Origin of the sequence: Pontibacter anaerobius, from assembly GCF_026241195.1 — a bacterium.
GTDB classification, from domain to species: domain Bacteria; phylum Bacteroidota; class Bacteroidia; order Cytophagales; family Hymenobacteraceae; genus Pontibacter; species Pontibacter anaerobius.
Map to the genome: position 1 here is coordinate 25,473 of NZ_JAPFQO010000002.1, position 24,914 is coordinate 50,386.

At 51.5% G+C, this 24,914-nt stretch carries 20 protein-coding genes; 11 read left to right on the plus strand and 9 right to left on the minus strand.

The window, feature by feature from the left end; translation table 11 throughout:
- Window positions 1-35 precede the first annotated feature (35 nt).
- Window positions 36-1,028 (plus strand): 2-hydroxyacid dehydrogenase, encoded by a 993-nt coding sequence (locus tag OO017_RS03490; protein WP_266051056.1) that lies wholly within the window; start codon window positions 36-38, stop codon window positions 1,026-1,028.
- A gap of 143 nt (window positions 1,029-1,171) precedes the next feature.
- Here OO017_RS03490 and OO017_RS03495 read toward each other — a convergent pair whose 3' ends face one another.
- Entirely contained in the window at window positions 1,172-2,323 is a 1,152-nt protein-coding gene (locus OO017_RS03495) for a putative sensor domain DACNV-containing protein (RefSeq protein ID WP_266051057.1), read from the minus strand.
- A 208-nt stretch (window positions 2,324-2,531) separates the two neighbouring features.
- On the opposite strand from OO017_RS03495, the gene OO017_RS03500 reads away from it, so the two are divergent.
- Window positions 2,532-3,554: a synaptic vesicle VAT-1 family membrane protein gene (locus OO017_RS03500; protein ID WP_266051058.1), complete on the plus strand. Its 1,023-nt coding sequence runs from the start codon at window positions 2,532-2,534 to the stop codon at window positions 3,552-3,554.
- Between the two features lie 840 nt (window positions 3,555-4,394).
- Here the strand turns inward: OO017_RS03500 and OO017_RS03505 are convergent.
- From OO017_RS03505 to OO017_RS03525, 5 genes are all read right to left on the minus strand, one after another.
- Window positions 4,395-5,096 carry a protein-L-isoaspartate(D-aspartate) O-methyltransferase gene (locus OO017_RS03505; protein WP_266051059.1) on the minus strand — a complete coding sequence of 234 codons (702 nt, stop codon included), beginning with the start codon at window positions 5,094-5,096 and terminating at the stop codon, window positions 4,395-4,397.
- A gap of 741 nt (window positions 5,097-5,837) precedes the next feature.
- Entirely contained in the window at window positions 5,838-6,275 is a 438-nt protein-coding gene (locus tag OO017_RS03510; protein WP_266051060.1) for a hypothetical protein, read from the minus strand.
- Between the two features lie 155 nt (window positions 6,276-6,430).
- Window positions 6,431-7,552: a c-type cytochrome gene (locus tag OO017_RS03515; RefSeq protein ID WP_266051061.1), complete on the minus strand. Its 1,122-nt coding sequence runs from the start codon at window positions 7,550-7,552 to the stop codon at window positions 6,431-6,433.
- A 352-nt stretch (window positions 7,553-7,904) separates the two neighbouring features.
- Entirely contained in the window at window positions 7,905-9,566 is a 1,662-nt protein-coding gene (locus OO017_RS03520; RefSeq protein WP_266051062.1) for a bifunctional metallophosphatase/5'-nucleotidase, read from the minus strand.
- Between the two features lie 241 nt (window positions 9,567-9,807).
- Window positions 9,808-10,182, minus strand: coding sequence for a hypothetical protein (locus tag OO017_RS03525; protein ID WP_266051063.1), 375 nt, complete (start codon window positions 10,180-10,182; stop codon window positions 9,808-9,810).
- Between the two features lie 412 nt (window positions 10,183-10,594).
- Between OO017_RS03525 and OO017_RS03530 the strand changes: the two genes are divergently transcribed.
- The 9 genes from OO017_RS03530 to OO017_RS03570 all read left to right on the plus strand — a co-directional run bounded on the left by OO017_RS03530 (window position 10,595) and on the right by OO017_RS03570 (window position 22,891).
- On the plus strand, window positions 10,595-12,124 hold the full coding sequence (locus OO017_RS03530) for an OprD family outer membrane porin (RefSeq protein ID WP_266051064.1): 1,530 nt from the start codon (window positions 10,595-10,597) through the stop codon (window positions 12,122-12,124).
- A gap of 304 nt (window positions 12,125-12,428) precedes the next feature.
- Window positions 12,429-12,596 (plus strand): hypothetical protein, encoded by a 168-nt coding sequence (locus tag OO017_RS03535; RefSeq protein WP_266051065.1) that lies wholly within the window; start codon window positions 12,429-12,431, stop codon window positions 12,594-12,596.
- Window positions 12,597-12,705: 109 nt separating this feature from the next.
- Window positions 12,706-13,137, plus strand: coding sequence for a hypothetical protein (locus tag OO017_RS03540; RefSeq protein ID WP_266051066.1), 432 nt, complete (start codon window positions 12,706-12,708; stop codon window positions 13,135-13,137).
- A 131-nt stretch (window positions 13,138-13,268) separates the two neighbouring features.
- Window positions 13,269-14,651, plus strand: coding sequence for a TolC family protein (locus OO017_RS03545; RefSeq protein WP_266051067.1), 1,383 nt, complete (start codon window positions 13,269-13,271; stop codon window positions 14,649-14,651).
- A gap of 17 nt (window positions 14,652-14,668) precedes the next feature.
- Complete coding sequence (locus OO017_RS03550; protein WP_266051068.1) at window positions 14,669-17,845, plus strand: efflux RND transporter permease subunit; 3,177 nt, start codon at window positions 14,669-14,671, stop codon at window positions 17,843-17,845.
- Between the two features lie 32 nt (window positions 17,846-17,877).
- On the plus strand, window positions 17,878-19,002 hold the full coding sequence (locus tag OO017_RS03555; protein WP_266051069.1) for an efflux RND transporter periplasmic adaptor subunit: 1,125 nt from the start codon (window positions 17,878-17,880) through the stop codon (window positions 19,000-19,002).
- 148 nt (window positions 19,003-19,150) lie between these two features.
- Window positions 19,151-20,593, plus strand: coding sequence for a bifunctional metallophosphatase/5'-nucleotidase (locus OO017_RS03560; RefSeq protein WP_266051070.1), 1,443 nt, complete (start codon window positions 19,151-19,153; stop codon window positions 20,591-20,593).
- A gap of 90 nt (window positions 20,594-20,683) precedes the next feature.
- The gene (locus tag OO017_RS03565) at window positions 20,684-22,309 is read left to right on the plus strand and encodes a bifunctional metallophosphatase/5'-nucleotidase (RefSeq protein WP_266051071.1); all 1,626 of its coding nucleotides are present in this window, start codon (window positions 20,684-20,686) and stop codon (window positions 22,307-22,309) included.
- A gap of 147 nt (window positions 22,310-22,456) precedes the next feature.
- Entirely contained in the window at window positions 22,457-22,891 is a 435-nt protein-coding gene (locus tag OO017_RS03570) for a DUF4890 domain-containing protein (RefSeq protein ID WP_266051072.1), read from the plus strand.
- A gap of 73 nt (window positions 22,892-22,964) precedes the next feature.
- Here OO017_RS03570 and OO017_RS03575 read toward each other — a convergent pair whose 3' ends face one another.
- The 3 genes from OO017_RS03575 to OO017_RS03585 are packed head-to-tail and all read right to left on the minus strand — an operon-like array spanning window position 22,965 to window position 24,842.
- Entirely contained in the window at window positions 22,965-23,888 is a 924-nt protein-coding gene (locus tag OO017_RS03575) for a sterol desaturase family protein (protein WP_266051073.1), read from the minus strand.
- Window positions 23,889-23,917: 29 nt separating this feature from the next.
- Window positions 23,918-24,370 carry a DsrE family protein gene (locus OO017_RS03580; RefSeq protein WP_266051074.1) on the minus strand — a complete coding sequence of 151 codons (453 nt, stop codon included), beginning with the start codon at window positions 24,368-24,370 and terminating at the stop codon, window positions 23,918-23,920.
- A 28-nt stretch (window positions 24,371-24,398) separates the two neighbouring features.
- Window positions 24,399-24,842 carry a rhodanese-like domain-containing protein gene (locus OO017_RS03585; protein ID WP_266051075.1) on the minus strand — a complete coding sequence of 148 codons (444 nt, stop codon included), beginning with the start codon at window positions 24,840-24,842 and terminating at the stop codon, window positions 24,399-24,401.
- Window positions 24,843-24,914 lie beyond the last annotated feature (72 nt).

Consider the following 24,914-nt stretch of genomic DNA (forward strand, 5'->3'; position numbering starts at 1 on the left):
CCTGGGGCAGAACCATACATTTTATACTTTCAGGGATGGATGTAACCTTCTTTAACTCAAAAGTATACGACAAGCAGTTTTTTGTAGAGGAGAACAAGCGATTTGGGCATAAGCTTAATTTCCTGGAGGTGCCGCTGAACGAGAAGACGGTGTTGCTGGCGAGGGAGGCTGAGGCTGTCTGCATCTTTGTAAACGACATAGCCGACTCTAAGGTGTTGCAGCAACTGGCTAAGGCGGGTACTAAACTTGTAGCCTTGCGCTGTGCCGGTTTTAACAACGTAGACCTCAAAGCAGCAGCAGACTTGGGCCTGAAAGTGGTGCGGGTGCCGGCTTACTCGCCTTATGCCGTAGCGGAGCATACACTGGCGCTCATACTTACCCTTAACCGCAAAACCCACCGGGCCTATAACCGCGTGCGCGAAGGAAACTTTTCCCTGAATGGCCTCATGGGCTTCGATCTGCATGGCAGGACTGTTGGGCTTATCGGGGTTGGAAAGATTGGCCTGGTAACGGCCCGCATCCTGAAAGGCTTTGGGTGTACCGTATTAGCCTATGATGTCCGGGAAAGTGCGGAGGCGCAGGAAATCGGGGTGGAATATACTTCGCTTGAACAGCTTTACCAGCGGTCCGACATTATCTCGCTGCACTGCCCGCTCACGCCGCAAACTTACCATTTAATTAACGATTACGCCATCGCCAGTATGAAAGACGGAGTCATGTTGATCAACACCAGTCGGGGCGCTATCATTGATTCCAGAGCAGTGATAAAAGGGCTGAAGAGTGAGAAGATAGGCTACCTGGGGCTGGATGTATATGAGGAAGAAGGAGACCTGTTTTTCGAGGATCTCTCCAATAAGGTGATCCAGGATGATGTGTTTGTACGGCTCCTTTCTTTCAACAACGTGCTGATAACGGGCCATCAGGCCTTTTTTACCACCGATGCCATGCAGGGGATAACCCGGGTGACGCTCCAGAATATAAGCGACTTTGAAGAAGGCAAACCGCTGGTAAATGAGGTGCTGCCTTAACAGCCGGCAAGTATACTTCTGATGTGATGCTGAGGCAACAACTATACTTGCACGGGCAGCAGAGTAAGTGCTTTATACTTTGCAGCTCAACATAGTGCTGTGTCCGCTCTGTTTTCCGAAGTATGAAAGTATAAAGTCGGCTTTTACAGCAGTAGTGTGTCTATGCGGTGGGCTTGCACCATTTCCTCGCACGGCGACCAGGCAAAGATGGTGAAGCTGCCGTCCTGCGAGGCAACCAGGGCCAAAGCCTTGTGCTGGTCATGTATAAACTGCGCTGCCGACAGGTGCCGGGTGCCGCCATGCTGGGAGGGATGTATTACCGTAGCCCTGGTGCCCTTAACCGGTTCTGTAAACAGCAGGCGACTTACAGGTTCGCTGCCTCTGGGGCGCCCAATTTTAACTCCAAACGCTAGCAGGTCATAGGTATCCGTTATCAGGGTGGCGCCATCTACGGCTGTTAAGCCGGCTATACTTTCCACCTCTCGCCGCAGCGATTCCTGCCAGCGGCTCCGCTTTTTCTTTTCCTCTTCCTGCTTCATCAGGTCTGCCAGGGCGCAGAAGGCCGGTTGTATAGCGTAGGAAATGGGCTGTACAATAGACTTCTGCCAATCCATGGAGCCTGCAGGTACTACCAGCAGCGTGCCGCCCCGCTTGTGTGCACGCATAGATACAGCCAGTTGGATCAGCACATTGGGCGTGGTGCTGCCGGTGGCAGACGGCGCAGAGAGCCCGAGCAGCGAGGTAAGCTGTTCGGGGCAGTCGGGCAGGTTAGCGCTGTACTCGTCCACCAGTTTTACCTGGTCGCCTTTTAGCACCGCCACGTTGGCGAATTTGCCGTAGCCATCGGTGCGGCGGTGCTTAATAACCAAAAGGCCAGGCTCCGGAACATCCACCACAAAACAGTAACTGGGCACCGTGCGTGTTGTACCCCAAACACGCAGCTCATCCTGCTCAAACCAAACCCCTAGGTGTATGCCCGGACGCTCAACCCCAGGTGCAATCTTTGTCAAGCCCCCGGGGGATAAGGAAAGTGTATGCTCGAAAAGCAGCGGCTGCTCCGTCTGTTCTGGTGGCAGAAAGGCCAGGGATATTTTAGGCGATTGTCCCTCTTCGCGCCGCAGGCTGGCCCAGAAGGCGGTGTCCAGTATCGCTTCTATAACAGGCCGGGGAGGGGCAGGGGCGAGTCCGTCCGTACCGCTTTCCAGGGCAGACTGCAGTTTGCCTTTGAAGAGATCTTCTACCTGTGGCGCTATTAATTGAGCAGCCTGGTACGTGATAGGCCGGGGTGTGTACATGTTTTTGCTTCTTAGTTGTTTCTGCTCCTGCGGCAGCAGAAGTAGCTGGTACTGCTATACGTTCAGGTTTAGGTACGGTCTGTGGCGCCGCAGTAGCCAGGAAAGTATTAAAATCTTGAGCCACTACGAAACAGACACGAAAATATCTCCGTCAGGGCCATTTTTGCTGTATCTTTAAAATAGATTTTAAATCAACAAAAGTAAGTATATGTTCGAGCGCCAGGTGTACCGCATGCCAAAGGCAGGTTCTATCAATAGCCTGAAATTACAGACGGAAGAAATAGGACCTCCCAGCGCAGAGGAAGTATGTGTGCAGGTAAAGGCGATCGGTCTCAACTTTGCCGACATTTTTGCCATGCAGGGTCTTTACAGCGCCACTCCAGAGGGGCCGTTTATACCTGGACTTGAGTTTTCGGGTGAGATTGTGGCAGTGGGGGAAGGCGTTAAAGAATGGAAAGTGGGAGAGAGGGTGATGGGAGCCACCAAGTTCGGTGGCTATGTGTCGCATATCAACCTGAACCATCGCTACGTCATTTCCTTGCCGGAGGGTTGGAGCTTTGAAGAAGGAGCCGGTTTCCTGGTTCAGGGACTTACAGCATACTATGCCTTAAAGGAACTAGGCAATTTGCAGCAGGGTATGACAGTGCTGATCCACAGCGCGGCAGGTGGGGTGGGGATACTGGCCAACCGTATCTGCAAAAAGTATGGCGCATACACTATCGGTACGGTTGGCAGTAACAGCAAGGTGGATTTTCTGCAGAAGCAGGAAGCTTATGATGCTGTTATTGTTCGTGATGGCGATTTTTCTGGTAAGCTAAAGGATGCTTTGGGGGAGCGCCCGCTGCGCCTGATAATGGAGTGCATTGGCGGCAAAATTCTGAAGCAGGGGTGGGAGGCGATGGCTCCGATGGGTCGGATGGTGGTGTATGGCAATGCCAGTTTCAGCAGCCATGGCGCTACTCCCAATTACCCCAGGCTGATCTGGAAATACCTCTGGCGGCCCAAAATCGACCCTTTGCGTTTGCCTACCGAAAACAAATCGCTCATGGGTTTTAACCTTATCTACCTTTACGAGCAAACCGACATGATGCACCAACTGCTGGGCGAGCTACAGGCACTACATCTGAAGCCGCAACACATCGGGCATGTGTATGAGTTCGGGCAGATGCACGAGGCGATAAAGCTATTCCAACGGGGTGAGTCTGTAGGGAAGGTGGTGGTGAAAGTATAGATTTTATACTTATACTTTTTCATACTTCATACTTGTGCTATACTTCCCTTCTGGACCCCAGCTGACGCAAGTCTTCAGACTTGTGACCTTTTATGGTGTTGAGTTTGTAACTCGACTGGCTCGGAGAGCCATACCTGTTGCATTGCTATACTTTATACCTGTCCATTTATACTTTAGCCACTGCTTCCTTCAACTCGAAACAAGCTATCCTTGCTAGCTGCCGTTCATCCTCAGTCTTACGAACCTACCGTTGCACCTCCTGCCTTGGCTCCCTCCAGCCCGAGAGGGCTCGTCTTCCCGCATCGCGCTGTGTTCCCTCCTGCGCCAAGGCGCTGCCGCTCTCGCGGCACCGGATCTCACAAGGCGCTCAACGGAAAGACTGGGATCAGTTTTCGATAGCCACTGCTCACGAAGCTTGAACCAAGTCCCCCTTTGAAGGGGGCAGGGGGATGACAATCGTCTGCCGAAAACTCCCTCTCCTGTTTTGGGGGTAGGGGTCCTCGAAAAAAGGAGAGGGCTGGGGTGAGGTAAATTCCCCTCCTTTGATAAGGAGGAGCTAGGGGAGGGTTCATACTTTTGCTGATGACAGCCATACCCAACGATGGAACTTACACTTCAACATCAGTCATTACAGGCTCCCCTCCTTTGACAAGGAGGGGCAGGGGTGGTTAGAACCGGTACTGCGAAACTCCCCTCCTCTGGACTAGCCTAAACGATAGTTTTGAGCTAGCGAGCGTAGCTCTAGGGGTAGGTTAATCATTCTGCACCTTCGTAAAAACGTATCACGACCTGTCCGAAAAACCTATGCTATTTACACTTTGTCCAAAGCAACTACAGCCTTTACTGCTTATCACCACCCGTAAAAGGCACAAAGGCAACGGGCATTAACTCTTTCGTGACTATCTTTCCTTTCTTCTTCTCTATTAGCAGCAGCGTTTGTATTTGAAATTCCGGACCGATGGGGATAACCATTCTTCCGCCTTCTTTGAGCTGATCCAGTAAAGGAGGGGGGACAGATTCGGCCGCGGCGGTTACCACAATGGCATCAAAAGGAGCATATTCTTTCCAGCCATGGTAGCCGTTTCCTACCTTCACTTGCACGTTATCATAACCGAGGTCTTTTAAACGGTTGGCAGCCGATCGCCCGAGTTCAGGTATGATCTCGATGGTGTACACCTGCTTGGCGATTTCGGCCAGCACCGCCGCCTGGTAGCCATTGCCGGTGCCTACTTCCAGCACCTTCATCTGCGGGTTTGGCTTAATCACCTCTGTCATATACGCCACCATGTAAGGCTGCGAGATGGTTTGTCCAGAGCCAATGGGTAAAGGATGATCTTCATACGCATAGGTAGCCTGATCCGGGGGGACAAACAAATGCCGCTTTACTTTGCGCATGGCATCTAGCACGGCTTTATCTTTGATGCCCCTGCCTTCAATAGACTCCCGCACCAAGTTTTCTCTTTTCTCCCTGTAACGATCCTGCTCCTGCACAGGATGGAAAAGCAGCGTGAACGACAGCAGAATAAAAACCGGAAGTTGCATAAGCCAAAGTTGTTTACCGGGTTGTAGGAAAGGAGGAAGCAACAGTAACCGCTGGGAGCGTACCGGGGGGGTACTAATTTATACTTCGGATGGCAGGATAAGTTCTGCAGCGAAGGAGTGGAGATAAGCAAAAGAGCAGCTGCAAATCAAATTTCCATTTCATGGATGAGGTTTTCGCGCGGACAGGTCGCGGTCTATCCCTAAGAGGATTTTATACTTTGAACGCTGCAGCGAGCCGTGAAAGAACCGGCTTACTTTTTACTTTTACAGTACCCAAAAGCGGCTTTCCTTTTGCGTTGGCAGTACCCTTTTATTCTTCTGAAACTTTTTCTTTCAGTACGGTGGTTGCTGTGCTCGTGCGGTAAATGGCAAACCGGGCATTCAGGCACTGGTGCCTCCAGTTCTTTGAGCAACTCCGGCATTTTATCCTCCACCTGTCTGAGGTAGGCTACTATAAAAAGTGTTCCTATGGTTCCGATCAGGGCAAGTAAAAATGTTATCATGGCAAATTCTTATTCAACAAAAAAACTCAGTAAAGGGACTTTAACTTGTGTTATAGCGTGATGAGGTAATTACTTAAACCCTATATAAGTTTTAATATTGTGCCGCAGAAACCTTTTTTAGTGAACAGGCGTAGGGTGGACCTGGATTCTTAAAATAGTACTTTTTTACCTCCTGAAATAAAAACAGCCGCCCCACCTTAAGGCGGAGCGGCTGTTATACTTTTTATACTTAAATGGCTTAGTTGCCTGGCCAGGCGTTCCAGGGAATGCGCAGCAGGATCAGGAAAAGGCCGATGCCGTAGAAAATGGCGATGCTCTTGAAACCTCTGTTATCGGTGCCGATCTGGCGCTTGGCGCGGGAGTAGCCAATAGTGATCAGCACGACAGCGATGATCATGGTAAGCGGGTGCTCCAGAATGTATAGCCTGGACACCGAGTCGCCCATGGCTTCGCCGGAGAAATTTTTCATGCCAAGTGGAGAGACAAAGTACAAGATAACCCCGATCACCCACTGCAGGTGCACCGGAATAAGGCCTAGCAGCCCCATCTTTCTGTCTTTGTCCGTAAAGGTTTTGTTACCCAGCCAACCCGCCAGGGCAGCGCCGAAACTGATGAGCACACCGAGAAGCACCAGGTATGTCATGTAGGAGTGTAAATGTTGTAATCCTGTATCCATGCTGTTGTTTGTTGTTGTCTGGTGTAAATATAGGAATTATAAGGTAAAACATCCTGCAATAAAAATAACAGTCTTTTGAGATAGCCCGGGCACAAAAAAGAAGGGCTCCTGTAACAGGGAGCCCTTCAAAATCATAAGTTGCAGCTTGCCGATGGCTATATGTTCTTTTTCTCCTTTTCCTTTTCTTTCGCCTCAATAATTGGCTTAAACGGCCCGTATTTATGTTGCTCCTCGCTGTAAGGGTCAGAGAAAGGACCAAACGGATGGTCAAACGGCTTCGTTGAAATGTCCGGCCAATCTTTGGTAATGTCTTTTTTCGGGCGCGGTTGAGAGTTTACGAAAGCAGCCAGGTCCCATGCCTCTTCATCCGTCAGCATAGGGTTATCGTGGGTGGCACCCAGTGGCATGTTGGCTTTCACATACTTGGCAAAGTTAGAGATACGGTATAAACCGGCGCCATCATTATAGCTGTCATCACCCCACAAAGGAGGGTATACATACTCTGGGTTGCCTTCCGGTTTCATGCCCTGGCCATCAGCGCCATGGCAAACCTGGCATTTCTGCGCGTAAATGGGTTTGCCTAGTTCCGGGCTGGCAGGACGATCAAGGAACTCAATTGGCATCAGGCCTGAGCCTTTCGGCGTTTCGCCTTTCTGCACATCTTTGCCTACCCACTGTATATAAGCCACCATTGCCTGCATTTCCTTAGTATCCACGTCCAGGGGCTTTCCGTTCAGGCTGCGCTGAAAACAACCATTTATACGGCCGGCCACATCAATAACGGTTCCGGAGCGGGGCCGGAATTTAGGGTAGGTGGTAGACATGCGGGAGTAGTTGTTGCCATAAGGCTTCGTGCCTGCGTCCAGGTGGCAGTTCTGGCAATTAAGGCCGTTGGAGATGTGCAGCACGCTACCCTGTGGGCCAAGGTACTTAGCCGTGTGCGCTATCAGTTCGCGGCCATACTTAATTTGCTCGCCTTCGGGGCCTGCCGGTAGCGATGCAAGGTCGGGGGCTCGCCACATGTCGTCGGCAGGGGCTGCAGTTGCAGCAACCGGAGCCGAAGCGGAGGCAGGAGCAGCGCCTTCAGGAGTAGCCTGCTCAGGCGTACTTTCCGCTAACCTGTTCTGAAAGAATGAGGGCGGGCTGTAGATCAAAAGCATGATCAGGCCCAGCAGCATAATGACGGCCAGTATGTTAAGGCCGACAATCCTAGTGATCCTGACAAGCACTTCCCCGAATTCCTGATCCTGGTTTACTTGATCCTGATTCGATTTCATAATAATTAACGTAGCGTAAGGTGTATAGATTTTTTAAAAATAACAGCTTGCGATCACCTGTACCGTGACATTTGTCACAGAAACCCGCCTGCTTGAAATTATTTAGGTAGTTAAAGTATAAACTGCGGTACTTCTTCCTTCCACAAGCCATGTTCAGCCTAGGAGTAAGCAGGGGTTAAGGTGCCTGGGGTGTTTAAGTTGCTCGGTGCCCTATTTTCTTAAACGGATTTTGTTTCTAAAGGTGCTAAGTGCTAAATCGGCCGGGTTGCGTGGCACCAGTCTTCTATGCTTAGACGTTGGGGTAGTAGTATTAAAACCGGGCAGGAAGTATAAGCTCCCTGCCCGGTAGGTTTTATCTGAATACGTAATCAACATTTGGAAGCTGCGACAGCACTGGGGCTGGCAGGTCCAGCGCTACGGCTCTTCCGTCTGTCTTTGGAGAGATGGTGCCGTGTACTTTCAGGTACTCTTCCATCACATCGTGGATAGTATAGTCCAGCACCTGCGGATCCTGTGCGTTTGGCATGCGGCAAAGCATGTGCTCTGGCTCACCTCTTCTGAGGCAGGCTGCCATGGTGTACACGCGGCTCGGGTCCAACGGCTGGCCACCGATCTTGATAGACTGTACGCGCTGGCCTTTCGGCGCATTGGCGTTAAAAGTCATTTCCATACCTGAAAAACGGATCACCCAGCCTCCGAAACGCTCCAGTGGCTTCTCGGCAAACACGTTGTGCAGCTCTTTCTCCATCCACTCCTGAATCTGCTTTCCTGTGGCTTTTCCTGTTTTCACGTTTTCGTTTACAGGCAGCATGTTCCAGATATCGCTGTAGGTAATGGCTGCTTTGCCAGAGGCATCCGGTACGATAGGCGTACTAAAACGGAAACCGTTAGAGATGGCCACGTCCACGCCTGTTTTCCAGCGCACAGCATCCGTGATCATGTTATCCATTGGGTTCTCCACCACCAGGTAGCGGTAAAGCGGGGTAGTGGTATGGCCCAGCACTTTGTCCATTCTCTCTTTATAAGGTGCCATCTGCTCGTCAACCACTTTCTGCACAATCGGGTCAGCAGGGTATTTGGCAGGGTCCACATCAATCAGTTCGTAGCGCTGGTCAACGATCTTCCCGTCTTTCACGTCGAGGTCCAGGCGGCCAACAAAAGAGGCAAATGCGCCCGGCTCTACCACTTGCGCATACTTACGCTGGATAGGCTTGCGAACACGCTCATGTGTGTCGTTACCAAGTATAAAGTCCACGCCCTCAATCTCCGGCTGGTCGGCCAGGTATATCTGCTTCGAAATGCCCAGGTGCGTCACCAGGAACAGGATGTCCACGCCTTTCTCCTCCTTCAGCTCCTTGATCAGGGGCTCCAGGTTTTCTTCCAGGCCTTTAAAGATGAGTCCTTTGCTGAACGATGGGTTCTGGCGGACAGGTACCTCCGGGTCGTTGTAGGAGATAAAGCCCAGCTTTACGCCTTTCACCTCCTTTATCAGGTATGGCTTGTACAGCATTTGGGTGCTGGCCTCATCGTAGATGTTGGCGCAAATAACCGGCTTGTTGTAAGAAGCCAGCACGCTGCGCATTTTCTGGCTTCCGAAGATCACTTCCCAGTTGCCCGGAATCAGGAAATCATAGTCCATGGCGTTGATTACCGGCCCGAAAACCTCTCCTTCCGAAAGTGCCGCCGCCGCGCTGCCCTGTATTAGGTCACCGCCATCCACGATCACCGTGCCGCCCGGGTTCTCTGTTTTTACCTGTTTAAAAATGGTTTGAATGTGGGCTACCCCGCCACGCTCCTTAAAGGAGAACTTTCCGTCCTCGATAAAAAATTCGTTGTGGGGCAACAGCTGGCCATGGATATCAGCTGTCTGTAAAATAGTGATGGTCTCTACGCCATCCTCCGCTGCCACAGCCTGTGACTGGTCTTGCGAAGTAGAAGTCTGGCAGGAGGCGAAAAGTGACATGCCTATTACCGGAATGGCGGAATAGACAAGTTTCTTGAAGTTAAGTATCATGGTAGTTAAAGTAAAATGTGTAAAGGTTGTAAGTGTAGTGTACAGGGTAAGACTGCATAGAGCGCCATAAGCCCTGAGAAAAGCGCATGATGGCATCGCCAGGTATGCCATGCTATGTTATACTACTAGCAGCAGGCATAGCCAGACGGGATTATGCAGAGGCACATAGCGTTAGGTTGCCAGCCTTTAGGGCAGGGCAATTGCTCTTGTACCAGTATCGAATAAAAGAAGTAGGGGTAAATTAGCAGTGCCTAGGAGGGTCGGGCTCCAGGGATTCTGTAATGGAGTGGTAGGCTTTGTAATTAAATTTTACTGTTTTTAAGACCAGCGGTGGCGTCAGGGAGGTAACAGATTCAGTAGCTGCGGTACAGAAAAGCTTTAAAGAGCATACTTTAATTTCTGTTTTCTGCTTTTTTTCAGATTTGTCAAAATGATCGAAGGGAGAGGGGTGGTAATCATTAGAGGCCGCAACAACCGCATGTTTACTCTTCTCCCGCAAGCACTCTTTTTTATAAGAAATACCCGTGCTCTCTCCCGGCATAAAGCTAGTGAATGCCAGGAAAAAAAGATGTGTGTACAACATCAGCAAAGACCATATTTTCAGGAAGCGCTCCAAGTCGGGGGTGTTGTGTAAGGGTATTTCTGCGTGTTATATATTATATATGTAAATACGGATAATTTGAAAGTATGTACTCACTTATGTGTGCAATATAAGAAAATTGCACCATTATTTGGTGAGTGACTGAAAAAAATCATTGTTTTTTAAATTTACACAGTGCAAGCGGGAGATTGTGAGGGTAGTAAGAAGCCTGAAAAATAAAAAAAGGTCAGCACCAAATATAAAAACCACCTTCGTTACATGTGACATTTATCACACAACACAGGAAAGTATGTTCCTAGCTTGCATGTTTCTCTCAGTAATGCAGGTTTATCTTTCTGAAAAGGCCCAGCTTCTGAGGTTTTTATCGGTAATACGTATAAAAATACCGTAGCGCCTCTGCGTGATAGTCCCAACTTTAAAAACATAGATGCTGAAAACAAATAAGATTGCCAGAACCGCTTTGGGATTGGCAGCCGCTACCTTATTAGGTGTGAGTACAGCCAGCGGGCAAGGGCAAGTACAGCCCGACAGCAGCCGTGCTGAGATAATAACTGTTAACGGTGCGCTCAAGACAGAGCAAGCTTCTGTGTTACCTCAGGATACCGTGAAACAGACCGTACCAGTACCTGAAGACCAGAACCTAGCTGAGTCGAAGCCTGGAAGTATAAAATCCTTTTTACAGCGGGGCAAGTTCAGCGGGCACGTCCGCAACTTCTTTATGTACACGGATAACACCGGTGATTACCCCGACTACCACGCGTTGGCAATGGGGGCAGGCTTATACTATGAGTCAGCTAAGTTCCATGGCTTACAGGTAGGCGCCGGAGGTTTCTTTGTCTTTAACGCCTTCTCCAGTGACCTTGGCACCGACCCGCAGACCGGCCTCAACAGCCGCTACGAAATCGGCCTGTTCGACCTGCTGGACCCGGATGATAAGCACGACCTGGGCCGTATGGAGAGCCTGTTTCTGCGCTACAACTATAAAAAATCCAGGGCCACGTTAGGCCGGCAGAAAGTGGTTACGCCTTTCCTGAACCCGCAGGACGGACGTATGCGCCCCAGCCTGGTAGAGGCGCTTTGGCTGGAGGTGAATGAATTGGAGAAACTGCGCTTCCAGGGCGGCTGGGTGTTCGGTATCGGGCCACGCTCTACACAAGATTTTTTCTCGGTGGAGGAAAGTATAGGCTCCATTCCTGTTGGCCGCAGCGCCTTTGGTGGCCCCTCGCAGTTTCGGGAAAACATAAGCAGCGCAGGTATGGCCGTTGGACAACTTACTTACATGCCTGTTAGTGCCCTTAAATCCACGCTTACCCACTATTTTGCGGAGAACCTATTCAACTTCACTTTCTCGCAGACGGATGTTGACCTGCCCTTGAGTCAGGAGAAGAAGAACGCGCTTGTGCTGGGCCTGCAGGCCGGTTACCAGACAGCAGCAGGTGATGGCGGCAACGAGGACCCGCTTAAAGCCTACATTGAACCGAATGCGGAAACCTGGTTGTACAGCGGCAGGCTAGGGTATAAGACGCCGGTCTTCTTTACCAGCCTCAACTATACCCGTATCGGCGACGGCAACCGCTGGCTTTTCCCGCGTGAGTGGGGCATCGAGACCTTTTACACGTTTATGCCGCGCGAACGCCTCGAGGGAACAGCCGATACCCGGATGGTGTCCCTGATAACCGACATTAACCTGAACAAGCGTTGGAAGGCCCGCATCGGCTACGGCCACGCTGACCTGCCGGACGTGAAGAACCTGGCCCAGAACAAGTATGCCATGCCTTCTTACTCGCAGTTGCAGCTCATGACCAATTACAGCTTCCAGGGAAGACTGGATGGGCTGGCCCTGCAGGCGTTGTACATTCGCAAAGGCGAGCGCGGCAAAACCTACGAAACCCCGAACTTCATCGTGAACAAGGTTGATATGTCGCACCTGACGCTGGTGATGAACTATACATTTTAACCCAGGTTGCGATTTATGAAATGCTGTGAAGGTATAAACCCACTCTAACTCCGGATAGGCATTTCGCAAAAAGTATAGGTGATTCCCCTCTTCGGAGGGGTTAGGGGTGGGTTAATCGCAACTTAAGTTTAATCTGCTGTTTCGGACATCCTTGTCTGTGGACTTCCTAGCCCGCGTAAACAGTAGTACGGGGACTAGGAAGTCCGGAAGAACAGCGTAAAGCAGATACCATTGCTTCTACTGACCAGGCACAAGGTAGATACTGAAGTGACAACACAGCCCATATGAAACGCTTTTCCAAACTATGAAAAAACAACTGACCATCCTGCAGCTAAACGACAGCCATGCTTACCTGGAGCCGCACCAGGAGATGTTCTGGGAGGGTGGCGGTAAAGTATACCGCACAGCCGGGGGCTTTGTGAGAGTTGCCGGATACTTTACGAAAGTGCGTGAGGAGGAGCGGGAGGCGTAGTTCAGCCGTGTGTAGGCTTTAATGATGTTTCTGTAGGGAGTGACCTGCTTTCCAGTGTTACTCCTTGATTTTAAATAGTAATTTAGTTTTGTTTGCAAAAAACAAGTTATTGGCAGCTATCAAACGATATCGTTTTTATCAGAACTCTGACCGTTCTGGCTTATCATGGGCACTCCTGTTCCTGATAACCTGCCTGCTTTTAACCTGTCCGATAAAGCTGGAGCTACGGGCTGCCCTTAACATTGCCCGCGCCGTTAATCCCTTGCCTGCACAGGCCGCAGTAGCACAGGAGGTACCCTCCCTGCAACAGCTGCAGGAATCCTGTAAAGCGACGGAACTCACTTTGCTGGATAAAATAGACCTGGAAAGCGCCCAGGCCCCTGTGCTGCTGAAAGCACCGCTTGTGATGGCGCTTCTGGTCCTGCCAATGCTCTTCCTGTTAATGTACTATGGCAGAGGCGCACCTTCCGGACAGGCACACAAGAACCTTTCTCCATTACCCATACCTTTATTTCTGCTGCACCGCAGCATCCTGCTATAAGCTTTATACTTCTTTTAGACTAGTTCTGCACCAGGCCCGGCTTTGTGCAGGCAACTGTTTTCTATTCCCTTAGCTGCTTTGAATCAGCTCCCGGGGAGTACACTTTTTACTGTCTATTCTTTTAAAGAAGTATGATAAAGCGAAAACTTTATCTGGTCGGCATGTTTATGCTGGCCAGTATCTATACGCACGCCCAAAATTCAACACCTCTTTCTTTATCCGAGGCCTGGCAGCTGGCGTTCGAGCATTACCCTGAGTTTACAGAGCAAAAGGCGCTGATCAAGGCATCAGCGTACAACAAGAGAGCCGTTAAGAACAGCTACCTGCCTAATCTTCAGCTGCAGCTTCAGAATACCTATGGTTCTTATGAAGGCAGCGCTGGTGGGTTTTTCCCGCTGCCCGGCATTTTTAACGTTACCCCAAAACCGGCTTTAGAGAACCAGCCGGATGCCACCTCCAGCTTCTATTCCTCAGCTGTGGTAGACTGGAAAATATTTGAGTTTGGCCGCAGGAACAAGGCTCTTGAAGTTGCCACATTTCAGCAGAATGCAGCCCAGAACGGTTTGTTGGCCTCGCAGGTGGCTGTGCAGGCGAAGGTCAGCCGTTTGTTTGTGGCAGTAGAGTACAACCAGGCTAACCTTACCTGGGCCAAGGCAAACGCAGAGCGATTGGAAAAGATCCTGAGCTTGTCGAAAAGCCTTGCTGCGGCAGGCCTCAAAGCCGGTGCCGATTCGCTGTTAGCGGCTTCGGTGCATCAGCAAGCGGTGGCTGGAACCAAAAGCTGGCAGGGCAAACTCAATTCCAGTAAGGTGCAGCTATCCGAGTTAATTTCTCTTTCGCCGGGCAGCATCCAGGTAAGCTCATCCAGCTTCATGCCTTCTGATGTAGGCCCTATGAAACTTACACAGGATACTGTGGCGGCGGGGCATCCTTACCTGGAGGTTTTAGATCAGCAGGTGAATGTTGCCAATGCCCGCAAAGAGCTGGCAGAACGCCAAAAGTACCCTTCACTCTCTTTTCTGGGCGGCCTTTCTACCCGTGGAAGCGGGGTGGACGCAGGCGGTAACGTAAGCCGTGAGTGGGGTGCCGGTTTCAATAACAGGGCTGACAACTACCTGGTGGGCTTAGGCCTTACCTGGAACCTGACGGCAGGCTACACCAGCACGCTGCAAAGCAAGGAAGCAGGCGCGCAGCTGGCCGCCACCAAGGCCCGCTACGACAAGCAGGCCCTGCAACTGACTGCTTCGCTCCAGGCCGTGGAGGCGAACATGCAGGAGCAACTGCAGCAGTTAGAAGCCACGCAGCAAGCCCTTGAAAACGCCTCCAAAGCCTACGAGCTATACCTGAGCCGTTATGAGAACGGCCTGATTAGCCTGACAGAACTGCTACAGCTGCAAAGTGTGCTGCAGCAGCTTGAAAAAGACAATATCGAAGCGCATCAGCAGTACTGGGATCAGGCCATTATGCAGGCAGAGGTTTCAGGCGACTTCTCTTACCTCTCGACTAAATTCTAATTTAAAGCGGACACCTTATGAATATGATCAGGTTTGCCTTACGAAAACCTATAACGGTGATAGTGGCTATTCTTGCCATCGCCTACTTTTCGTTTTCGGCCCTACGCAACATAAACATTGATATTTTTCCTAAAATTGAGTCTCCGGCCATCTACGTGGCCATGCCTTACGGCGGCCTCACGCCCTCTTACATGGATGGCTTTATGGCCAATGAGTTTCAAAAAGTGCTCGTGTATGTAAGTGGCGTAAAAGAGCTGGACTTTAAGAGTGTACAGGGTTTTACCCTCATGAAGCTTACTTTTTACCCGGGCACGGATATGGCGCAGGCCTCGTCCGAGCTGTCGGCCCAAGTATCGCGGGCCATGGCCTTTTTGCCCCCGGGCTCTGTGGCGCCACAGGTGGTGCGCTTCGACGGCAGTTCGCTCCCGATCGGGCAACTGGTGTTTGAGAGCCCCAAACGTTCCATCACGGAGCTGCAAAACCTGGCTGTCACGCGCATACGCCCTCAGTTTGTGAACATACCGGGCGTAACGGCACCAGCTCCGTTCGGAGGCAACATCCGCACCATGGTGGTGAACGTAAATCCGGAGCTGATGCAGTCTTATGGCCTTTCTGCGGAGGAGGTGACGCTAGCCATCGCCAAAAACAACCTGCCTTCCCCGGCCGGAAACATACGCATCGGTGACCAGAACCTGATGGCGCCGGTAAACTCTATCGCCCGCAACCCGGAGGAGTTTCTGAACATCCCTGTCCGCACGGGTAGCGGGCCTACCGTTTTCGTGCGCGATATAGCCCGGGTAGAAGATGCAGCCGACGTGACAACGGGTTATGCCATCGTTAACGGCAAGCGCTCTGTTTACCTGCCTGTCATTAAAACGGCGGATGCCTCTACCTTGAAAGTGGTGGAGAACCTGAAAAACGCCCTACCTACCTTAGGAGCCGCTTTGCCCGAGGATGTAACGATAAAGTATGTTTTTGACCAGTCGGTATACATTGAGCATGCCCTGAACAACCTTGTGCATGAAGGCCTGCTGGGCGTTATACTTACCGGCCTGGTGATACTGCTGTTCCTGGGCGACAGGCGCGGCGCTTTGATCGTGGTGCTTACCATACCTATTGCCATACTTTCGGCGGTGATCATGCTCTACTTGTTTGGGCAGACGATCAACATCATGACGCTGAGCGGGCTGGCCCTGGCTGTGGGCATACTGGTGGATGAGGCTACGGTAACGATCGAGAACATCCACCAGCACTTTGAGATGGAAAAGCCGAAAGAACGTGCCATACTCGACGCCCTGCTCGAAATTTCGGTTCCTAAGTTGCTGATCCTGCTGTGTATACTGGCCGTGCTGGTGCCTTCCGTGATGATGACAGGTATACCAAAGGATATGTTTATGCCGCTCTCCATGGCCGTGGCTTTTGCGATGATCGCCTCTTTCGTTGCCTCCCAGACCTTTGTGCCCATCATGGCCAACTGGATCATGAAAGCCGATCATACCAAGCACCATAAGGCGAAGGGCGAGAAAGGCAAGCTGAGCCGTTTTGATAAATTTAAGCGACGCTACCTGGTGCTGATGAAGGCCTCACAGCAACGGATAACAGGTGTAACCCTGGCTTACATTGCGGTGGTGGTTGCCGTGATTAGTGTGGGTGCCCTGAGTATAGGTACCGACATACTCCCTACTAGTAACAGCGGCGACATACAGGTGCGTATTGTTGCCCCGCAGGGAGCACGCCTGGAGAAAACGGAATCATATCTGCACCAGGTAACCGAAATCTTCGAGTCGAAGCTGCCAGACGACGCGATCAAGATCAGCTCTGCCTTCGTGGGGATGCAGCCCTCCGGTATGGCCATCAACCCCATCTTTACTTTTACAAGCGGCACCCATGAGGCCGTGCTGCAGGTATCTGTGGACCAGGAAAAGTATACGGGCTCGATCGCGGACCTGAAGGAGGAGGTGCGACTGGCCGTGCAGGAGCAGCTCCCTGATGTGGAGCTCAGCTTTGAGCCGATGGAGATGGTGGAGAAGATCATGAGTCAGGGAGCCGCCACGCCTATTGAGATCAGCGTAGCCGCCCGGCAGTTAGGAGTGGCTACCGCACATGCTAAAAAGATAGAGGCGGAGCTAAAGAAGAACAAATCGTTGCGCGCTGTGCGCATTGCCGAGCCGCTGCAATACCCCAGCCTGAACATTGAGGTAGACCGGGAGCGTGCGGGGCAGTTTGGGCTAACCATGCAGGATGTAACCAGGGCCCTTACCATCGCTACTTCCTCTACGCGCTTTACCAATAAAAACCTGTGGCTTGATCCTAAGTCAGGGCTTGTGTTTCAGACGCAGGTACAGATACCCGAGGCGGCTATGCAGTCTCTGGACAAGTTGCGGCAGCTGCCTCTGAAAGAAGGGCAGCCGCGCCCGGTGCTGGAAGACGTGGCTACGCTGCAACTGGCGAAGCAGCCGGGGCAGGTAAACAGGAAAGGGGCAAACCGCTACGTAACGGTACAGGCCAACACCTACCAGCAGGACCTGGGCTCTGCGTCTAAGGCCGTTCAGGAAGCAATTAAAAGTGCAGGCGAGCCGCCAAGAGGCGTATTGGTAAACACCGGCGGACAGCTGCAACTGCTGGAGGAAACGTTGAGCGGTCTGCAGGTTGGCCTGGGGGTAGCCATTGTGGTGATCTTCCTGATGCTGGCGGCTTACTACCAGTCGTTTGCCATCTCAACGCTTATACTTTCTGTGGTGCCGGCTGTGATTGGCGGTAGTTTGCTTACCCTGTTGCTATTCGGCAGCTCACTTAACCTGCAGTCCTATATGGGCATCATCATGTCGGTGGGGGTGTCGGTGTCAAACGCGGTGCTGATGATCAACCAGGCGGAATACAACCGGCTGGACCGCGGCATGAACGTGAAACTGGCAGCTATGCTGGCGTCCTCTTCCAGGCTGCGTCCCATCCTAATGACAACGCTTGCCATGATCATGGGTATGGTGCCTATGGCCTCCGGCATGGGCGATGGCGGCGAGCAGGTAGCGCCCCTGGGGCAGGCCGTGATCGGAGGGCTTCTGTTCTCCACGCTCACGGCATTGCTGGTGTTGCCTCACCTGTTTGTAGCCGTGCGCAGAAAAGCCAGCCGCATCAGCAATTCCCTCGACCCGGATGATCCGAAAAGCAGGTTTGCTGTAGCACAGACAGTTTAATTTTATCAAAATCAACCATGATATCCTATCTAATGAAAAAGAGATTCTTTAGCCATTCTGTAGTAAGTGGCTTTTTTTATACTATAGTTCTGCTGTCGCTGGGCGCTTGCACGGGCAGTGCCGAGAATACCCAGGTAAGCCAAGAGAATGAGCAGGTGACAGTACCCAAAGTACCGGTAGTAACCGTGCAGCGTGACCAGCCGGAGTATGCCTTGTCTTTACCCGGAGAGTTGCAACCCTACGAGCAGGTAGACATTTATCCGAAGGTTAAAGGCTTTATCAAGACGTTGCATGTGGACAGAGGCAGCCATGTAAAACAGGGGCAGGTACTGGCCACACTTGAGGCCCCTGAGGTGAACCAGCAGCTGAGTGCAGCTAAGGCACAGGCACAAAAGCTTTACGAGGACTTCGTGTATAGCAAACAAGCGCTGAAACGCCTGCAGCAGGCTGCAGCAAAGGATGGAGCCGTGGCAGCCATAGAACTGGACAGGGCATCCACAAAAGTCCGTAGCGACAGCGCTGCCTATGTGGCAGCCAAAGCAAGCGCTAGTTCTATCTCATCCATGAGGGGCTATCTGACTATAAAAGCTCCTTTTGATGGCATTATTACGGCACGAAACTTTTCGGTAGGGGCCCTGGTGGGAGAAGCAAGCGCACAGGCTACACCGCTGTTCTCGGTGGCACAGCAGTCGCGCCTGCGCCTGGTGGTTGCCGTGCCCGAAAAACATGCGCAGTCCCTGGACGAGGACACACCGCTTACGTTTACGGTAAGCAACAGGCCGGGCAAAGTGTTTCATGCCACTCTGTCGCGCAACAGCAAAGTGCTGAACCAGAAGCTGCGGTCCGTAAATGTAGAGTTTGATGTAGACAACCGGGAGAATGCGCTGAGCGGCGGGGAATACGCGCAGGTGCAGCTAAAGCTCCAGCGGCCAGACTCCACGGTTTGGGTTCCGGCAAGTAGTGTGGTGAACGCGCAGTCCGGTGTTTTTGTGCTGAAAGTCGAAAATAACAAAGTGCAACGGGTTCCGGTAGTAGAAGGCATGCGCCGGGAAAACCTGCAGGAAGTGTTTGGCAATGTTACAACAGGAGACCTGGTGGTGCTAAAAGGCTCTGAGGAGCTGAAAGAGAAATCTAAAATACAACCCGTTAAAAACTAGTATAAGTGCCTCCTGAGCCTTGCCTCTGCCGCCTGTTCCTGCGTTTAACCGGAGCAGGGGACAGAGGCAGGGCTTAAAGCTTTGTAACAAAATTTTACTTATCGCAGAAAAGGAAACCAGCGTTCCTGTTCTGGAATGTATTTATATCATGACGAAGAAAATAACAATCCTGCAGCTAAACGACAGCCATGCTTACCTGGAGCCGCACCAGGAGATGTTCTGGGAGGGCGGCGATAAAGTATACCGCACAGCCGGGGGCTTTGCCCGCATTGCTGGCTACTTGAAGCAGCTGCGCGAGGAGCAGCAAGGGGCGGTACTGGCCCTGGACTGCGGCGACACCTTCCATGGCACTTACCCGGCGGTGCATACCAAAGGCGAAGTGATGGTACCCATACTTAACAAGTTGGGCCTTGCCGCCATGACGGCGCATTGGGAGTTTGCCTATGGCCCGGAGCAGTTCAAAAAGATCACTACCGCGCTAAACTACCCTATGCTGGCCATCAACATCTACGATAAGCAGACCGATGAGCTGGTGTATAAGCCGTACCTGGTGCAGGAAGTGAACGGGGTGAAAGTGGGCGTGATAGGGATTGCCTGCAACATCGTAGACAAAACCATGCCGCCCCACTTTAGTAAGGGTTTATACTTTACGCTGGGCAACGAAGAGCTTCCTGGTAATATCAAAAAACTGAAAGAAGAAGAAAAAGCTGACATTATAGTTTTGATCTCGCACCTGGGTTTTCCGCAGAATATGAAGCTGCTCTCGGAGGTGCCGGGCGTGGATGTTTGCCTGAGCAGCCATACGCATTACCGCACACCAGCACCAGCCAGGCAGGGAGATACTATCGTGATCGAATCCGGTTGCCACGGCTCCTTCCTGGGCCGGCTGGACCTGACGCTGGAAGACGGCAGAATCACAGCTTTTAGCCACGAGATGGTGGAAGTGTCGGAGCAATTGCCGGAGGATGAGGAGATAAAGCGTATGGTAGAAGAGGCTGTAATACCTTACCGGGAGATGCTGCGCGAAAAAGTTGGCGAAACCAAAACCGCCCTCGACCGCAACACCATCCTGGAGTCCACGATGGATAACCTGCTGCTGCAAAGTATGCTGGAAGCCACCGGTGCAGAACTGGCTTTCTCGAACGGCTGGCGCTACGGCGTTCCCATCGTTCCGGGGCCAATCCTGCTGAACGACCTCTACAATATCATCCCGATGAATCCGCCGGTACAGACCGTGGATATAACAGGCCAGGAACTGTTGGAGATGCTGGAGGATAACCTGGAAAAAACCTTTTCCCCGGATCCGTATAACCAACAGGGCGGTTTCGTGAAGCGAAGTATGGGACTGAAGGCTTTCATCAAAATCGAGGCACCGAAAGGTAACCGTATTCAGAAGCTTTTTGTGAGCGGCGAAGAAGTGGAACCCCAGCGCAAGTATAAAGCAGCTTTCGTAACGGAGCAGGGCGTGCCGGCAAAGTATGGGCATAACCGTGCAAGTTCAGGTATAAAAGCTGTTGAGGCCATGATAGATTACCTGAAGTATCATGCCCCGATAGAGGTTGCGTTACTCAGTACATTTACAGCTGTCTAACAACCTAACTCGGCTGGCGTCCTAAGTCTGTGGCAGCCTGTTCAAAGTATAAACTCAAAGTATAACATCAATAAACAACTCACTATTATTATGAAAAAGCGAAGTTACCTGCCGTTGATGATGGCACCCCTGCTGATGGCCGGGGCATGTACCAGTACTACGACAGATACCAGTACAGCAGAAACAACTGAGGCAACGAATTCAGACCAGAAGGTTATCACCATCCTGCATACCAATGACATGCACGGATCCTACATGCCATTTAAAGCAGTAACCGACAATGCCACGGCACAAACCGGTGATCCTGGACGTGACACCCTGATTAACTTCAGTAAAGAAGCCGAGATAGGTGGCTACGCTTACATGGCCAGCGCCATCAAAAAGGTACGGGAAGACAAGGGTGCCGAGAACGTGCTGCTGCTGGATGGGGGCGATACCTTTGGCGATGACCAACTGGCAAACCTGACAAAAGGAGAGGCCATGATCCGGCTGATGAACACCGTAAACTATGACCTGATGGCATTGGGTAACCACGACTTCGATTATAGCCTGGAGAGAACACGCGAACTGGAGGGTCTGGCTAATTTCCCGATGCGCGCCGCCAACATCCAGGACAACCAGACTGGGCAGCCTATTTTCGGAGAGCCCTACATCATCAAAGAGAAGAATGGGGTAAAGGTGGCGATATTACCGCTCGGTTACCGCAACACCCCTAAAACCGGAAACCCCAAAAACGTGGAAGGCCTGACATTCAGCATCGGCCAGGAAGTGGCGCAAAAGTACGTGCCGGAGTTGCGCCAGAAGGCGGATATTGTGGTGGTGCTGTCGCATGAGGGCACGGCCGTGGATTACAAGATGGCCCGCGAGGTAGAAGGCATCGACGTGATTATAGGTGCCCACAGCCACGATATTATTGAGCCACGCAAGAAAATAGGGGACACCTATGTGGTGCAGGCCATGTCGGATGCCGCCGTGCTGGGCGATACGGAGCTGATTCTGGAAGGCAAGAAGCTTGTAGAGGTGAAAGACAACTACCACTGGCTATGGCACGATGAATGGCAGCCAGACGCTGAAGTGGAGGCGCTGGTAAACGAGTTGCGCAAGCCACACCTGGCCAAGCTGCAGGAGCCTGTGGTGGAAAGCAAGGACGTGATCGGCAGACAGTATAAGTCTGAAAGCCCTTTTGACAGGTTGGTAGGTAACCTGCTGAATGAGGGCTACAACGGGCAGGTGGCGATCATGCCGGGCGTTGGCTATGGCATCTCGTTTAAGCCTGGCCCTGTTACGAGCGAGGAAGTATACAAACTGCTGCCGCATTCGTCTAAGATCGTTACGCTGAATATGACCGGTGCCCAGCTGAAGCAGACGCTTGAGCAAAGCGCCACCAACCTGAAACCAGGCAACAAGCTGGATGTGGTAGGGGGCCTGATCCAGACGGCAGGTATTGCTTATTCACTTGATTTTACCAAGCCGGTGGGGCAACGCATCAGCAATGTAAGGATAGAAGACAAACCGATAAGCGACAGCCAATCTTATCGTGTAGTTACGCATTCCGGCCTACTGACCGGTCTGCACAATTATAAGGAGATCGGCAAAGGGCAGAACATCAAGAGAACCGAAAAGCCGCTGACGGAATTTATCATCGAGAAGCTGAAGGAGAAGAAAACTGTATCGAAGCCGGACAACCTGGGCGAGGTAAGCATCACGCGAAAGTAAGCCAGTTTATACTTTGTTTTTCAAAAGTCACACAGCCTTAGGTGGTTGTGTGACTTTTGTCATTTTATGAAGTACCATTGTTTTATACTTTAGTCGTATACTTTAAGAGCCAAGGGAATACCTTTTTCTAACTTAAAAAGAGGGCTTATGAAAGACAAAAGTATGAAGGCTGTGCTGGTGTTGTTAATGAGTGGCTTGCTGGCAGGCCCCGCCATGGCGCAGCAAACTACGCAACAGCAAAGCCAGCAGCAGACCACAGAGCAGAAGGCGGAGCGCATGACGCAGGACCTGAAAAAGCAGCTGAATCTTAATGAGCAACAGACAAACCAGGTAGCGGAGATTAACCGACGCACAACCCGGGAGATGCAGCAAGTCAAGGATAACAGGGGCCTAAGCCGGAAGGAGAGGAAAGAGCAGACGCAGCAGATACAGGAGCGGCGCACTGCAGAGATCAGGGCACTGCTGACGGAGCAGCAGCAGTCCCGTTTCGAACAGCATCAGCAGCTTCGGCAGAAGCCCGCCAAACAGCGCCAGAATCCTGTTGATCGGAGAAAGAGCTCAGGAAAGAAAGGTAAGAATTAAGAATTGTAGGATATCCTAAAAGCAGAAAGCCTCACCAAGTATGTTAGTGAGGCTTTCTGATGATGAGGTGGGATCAGGCACTTTCCAGTTTCTGCGGATCTTCTACGGGTGTGTTATCCGCTTCTTTAACCTGTCTCTCTTTAAATGGATAAAGCTGTTGCTCCATAAACGACTTCGGGTACTTCTCCACTTCATCAAAACCTAATTCAATGTCGCGGCCATCCTCTGGCATATAATCTGTGCCGAAAAGGTAGTCCCACAGGCTCAGGCTGATGCCATAGTTGGCGCCGTAGCGGCGCGGCATGTGCTTGGCATGATGCCAGATGTGCATCTGCGGGTTGTTGAAGATGTATCGGAACGGCCCCAGCGGCACATGAAAGTTGGAGTGGTTAAAATGCCCGATAGCCGTGGCGAAGATGTGCACCAGGAAGAAGTCCTGGATGCCGAAACCGATCATGGCCAGCGGTATATACTCCAGTGTGCGGTATACGATGGTCTCTCCCCAATGAAAGCGCAGGTGCGCTGCAAAACCCATCTGCCGTACCGAATGGTGTACTTTATGGAAGCGCCACAGGAACTCCGAGCGGTGCAGCAGGCGGTGCACATTCCACTGTATAAAATCGCGCACTACGAACAGCGTCAGCAGCTGTGCCCACACCGGCCACGATTGTACCTCAAACGCCACGAGGTTCTTGATGCCAAACAGCCCCAGGAAATCGTTGAACGCCTCTACCCCTATATTGGAGATGGCGTTAAAGCCCACCAGGGAAAACAGGAAAAAGTTAAAGAACATGTAGAAACCATCGAGCCAGAAATCCTGCCGGATCTTCGCCTGGTTCTGGCGCCACGGAAGTATAACCTCCAGCAGCCAGAAGAACAGCGATAAGCCAATTAGCCAATAGAAGTAATTGCCCCAGCTGGGGTTCAGTATCTCGCGCCACAGATAACCTCCGTAATCTGCGAACGACGAGATAAAAATGTTCCAGTACTTTTCCATGTAGCTTTTTATAGTATGTTGAAGCCGGCTTAGAACTTAATATAGCTCCAGCCTTCTTCCTGTTTCATTACGACTTCTCCGATGCCCATCGGTACTGTGATGACGCCGGGCAGCAATTGTGCTTTTTCTACTTTCCGGGCGCGCATGCTATTCTCACAAGCGGCAAAAACCACGCCTTTTTCCTGCAGTTCTTTAATGGCTGCGGCATTGGTTGATTTCTCAGACACCAGCATATCCAGTGCTTTGCCATGTACCACAATTTCTATCTGCGCTTCAGGCCAACCACGTTTAATGTTGTTCAGCTGCCTCATCAGCATAGACTGTTGCGTTGTGTCGGCCGCCGTCATGTCGTACACGATGCGGTGCGGCGTAGCCTGGGCTGTTTTGCTGCTGGCTTTTTTTGCATTGGTTTTAACCTGCGCAAACGACGGCGAAGTCACATAAGCAAACAGGACTAGTACAAGGATCAGTTTAATTCTCATGATTACATAGATTTAAGTTATAACACCACTATTCTACAGAAACACCAGCATTTTTCAGGGCCGCATATCCTTCTGTTGCATCATATACCTGCTGAAAACCCAATTGTTGCATCATCCGCACAGCCTCACGGCTCCTGCCCCCAACGGCACAGTAAACCAGGTATGGCGTTTCAGGATCCAGCGCCTTCAGTTTCTGCGCAAAGTCGGCCTGATAAAAGTCGAGGTGCTGCGCGTTTGCCAGGTGGCCGGCGTTAAACTCTCCGGGAGTACGGATATCCAGCACCACAACATCTTTCTTTTGATCCAGCAGGGCTTTCGCAGCCTGGCTGCCGATGGTCTGCACCTTGGCGGCTTCCGCGGTTTGGGAGAGGGGAACAGCGCTTGACTCGATTTGCGCATTCGTAGCCGATTCGGCACTGCAGGAAGCCAAGAGTGAAGCTACTGCAAGTATAAGGGGTATTCTTTTCATCATTGGTTGGAAGTATAAGTTGAACGTATAAATATAAGCAGGCTGCAACTTTATATTGCTGGCAGCCTGCTTATT

Excerpts from the sequence above, each read along its gene's own strand:
- OO017_RS03545 (WP_266051067.1), top strand. The coding sequence starts at position 13,269 with ATGATAAAGCGAAAACTTTATCTGGTCGGCATGTTTATGCTGGCCAGT.
- OO017_RS03550 (WP_266051068.1), top strand. The coding sequence starts at position 14,669 with ATGAATATGATCAGGTTTGCCTTACGAAAACCTATAACGGTGATAGTG.
- OO017_RS03510 (WP_266051060.1), bottom strand. The coding sequence starts at position 6,275 with ATGGATACAGGATTACAACATTTACACTCCTACATGACATACCTGGTG.
- OO017_RS03505 (WP_266051059.1), bottom strand. The coding sequence starts at position 5,096 with ATGCAACTTCCGGTTTTTATTCTGCTGTCGTTCACGCTGCTTTTCCAT.
- OO017_RS03520 (WP_266051062.1), bottom strand. The coding sequence starts at position 9,566 with ATGATACTTAACTTCAAGAAACTTGTCTATTCCGCCATTCCGGTAATA.
- OO017_RS03580 (WP_266051074.1), bottom strand. The coding sequence starts at position 24,370 with ATGAGAATTAAACTGATCCTTGTACTAGTCCTGTTTGCTTATGTGACT.
- OO017_RS03570 (WP_266051072.1), top strand. The coding sequence starts at position 22,457 with ATGAAAGACAAAAGTATGAAGGCTGTGCTGGTGTTGTTAATGAGTGGC.
- OO017_RS03495 (WP_266051057.1), bottom strand. The coding sequence starts at position 2,323 with ATGTACACACCCCGGCCTATCACGTACCAGGCTGCTCAATTAATAGCG.
- OO017_RS03565 (WP_266051071.1), top strand. The coding sequence starts at position 20,684 with ATGAAAAAGCGAAGTTACCTGCCGTTGATGATGGCACCCCTGCTGATG.
- OO017_RS03490 (WP_266051056.1), top strand. The coding sequence starts at position 36 with ATGGATGTAACCTTCTTTAACTCAAAAGTATACGACAAGCAGTTTTTT.
- OO017_RS03585 (WP_266051075.1), bottom strand. The coding sequence starts at position 24,842 with ATGATGAAAAGAATACCCCTTATACTTGCAGTAGCTTCACTCTTGGCT.
- OO017_RS03560 (WP_266051070.1), top strand. The coding sequence starts at position 19,151 with ATGACGAAGAAAATAACAATCCTGCAGCTAAACGACAGCCATGCTTAC.
- OO017_RS03500 (WP_266051058.1), top strand. The coding sequence starts at position 2,532 with ATGTTCGAGCGCCAGGTGTACCGCATGCCAAAGGCAGGTTCTATCAAT.
- OO017_RS03575 (WP_266051073.1), bottom strand. The coding sequence starts at position 23,888 with ATGGAAAAGTACTGGAACATTTTTATCTCGTCGTTCGCAGATTACGGA.
- OO017_RS03555 (WP_266051069.1), top strand. The coding sequence starts at position 17,878 with ATGAAAAAGAGATTCTTTAGCCATTCTGTAGTAAGTGGCTTTTTTTAT.
- OO017_RS03530 (WP_266051064.1), top strand. The coding sequence starts at position 10,595 with ATGCTGAAAACAAATAAGATTGCCAGAACCGCTTTGGGATTGGCAGCC.
- OO017_RS03515 (WP_266051061.1), bottom strand. The coding sequence starts at position 7,552 with ATGAAATCGAATCAGGATCAAGTAAACCAGGATCAGGAATTCGGGGAA.
- OO017_RS03535 (WP_266051065.1), top strand. The coding sequence starts at position 12,429 with ATGAAAAAACAACTGACCATCCTGCAGCTAAACGACAGCCATGCTTAC.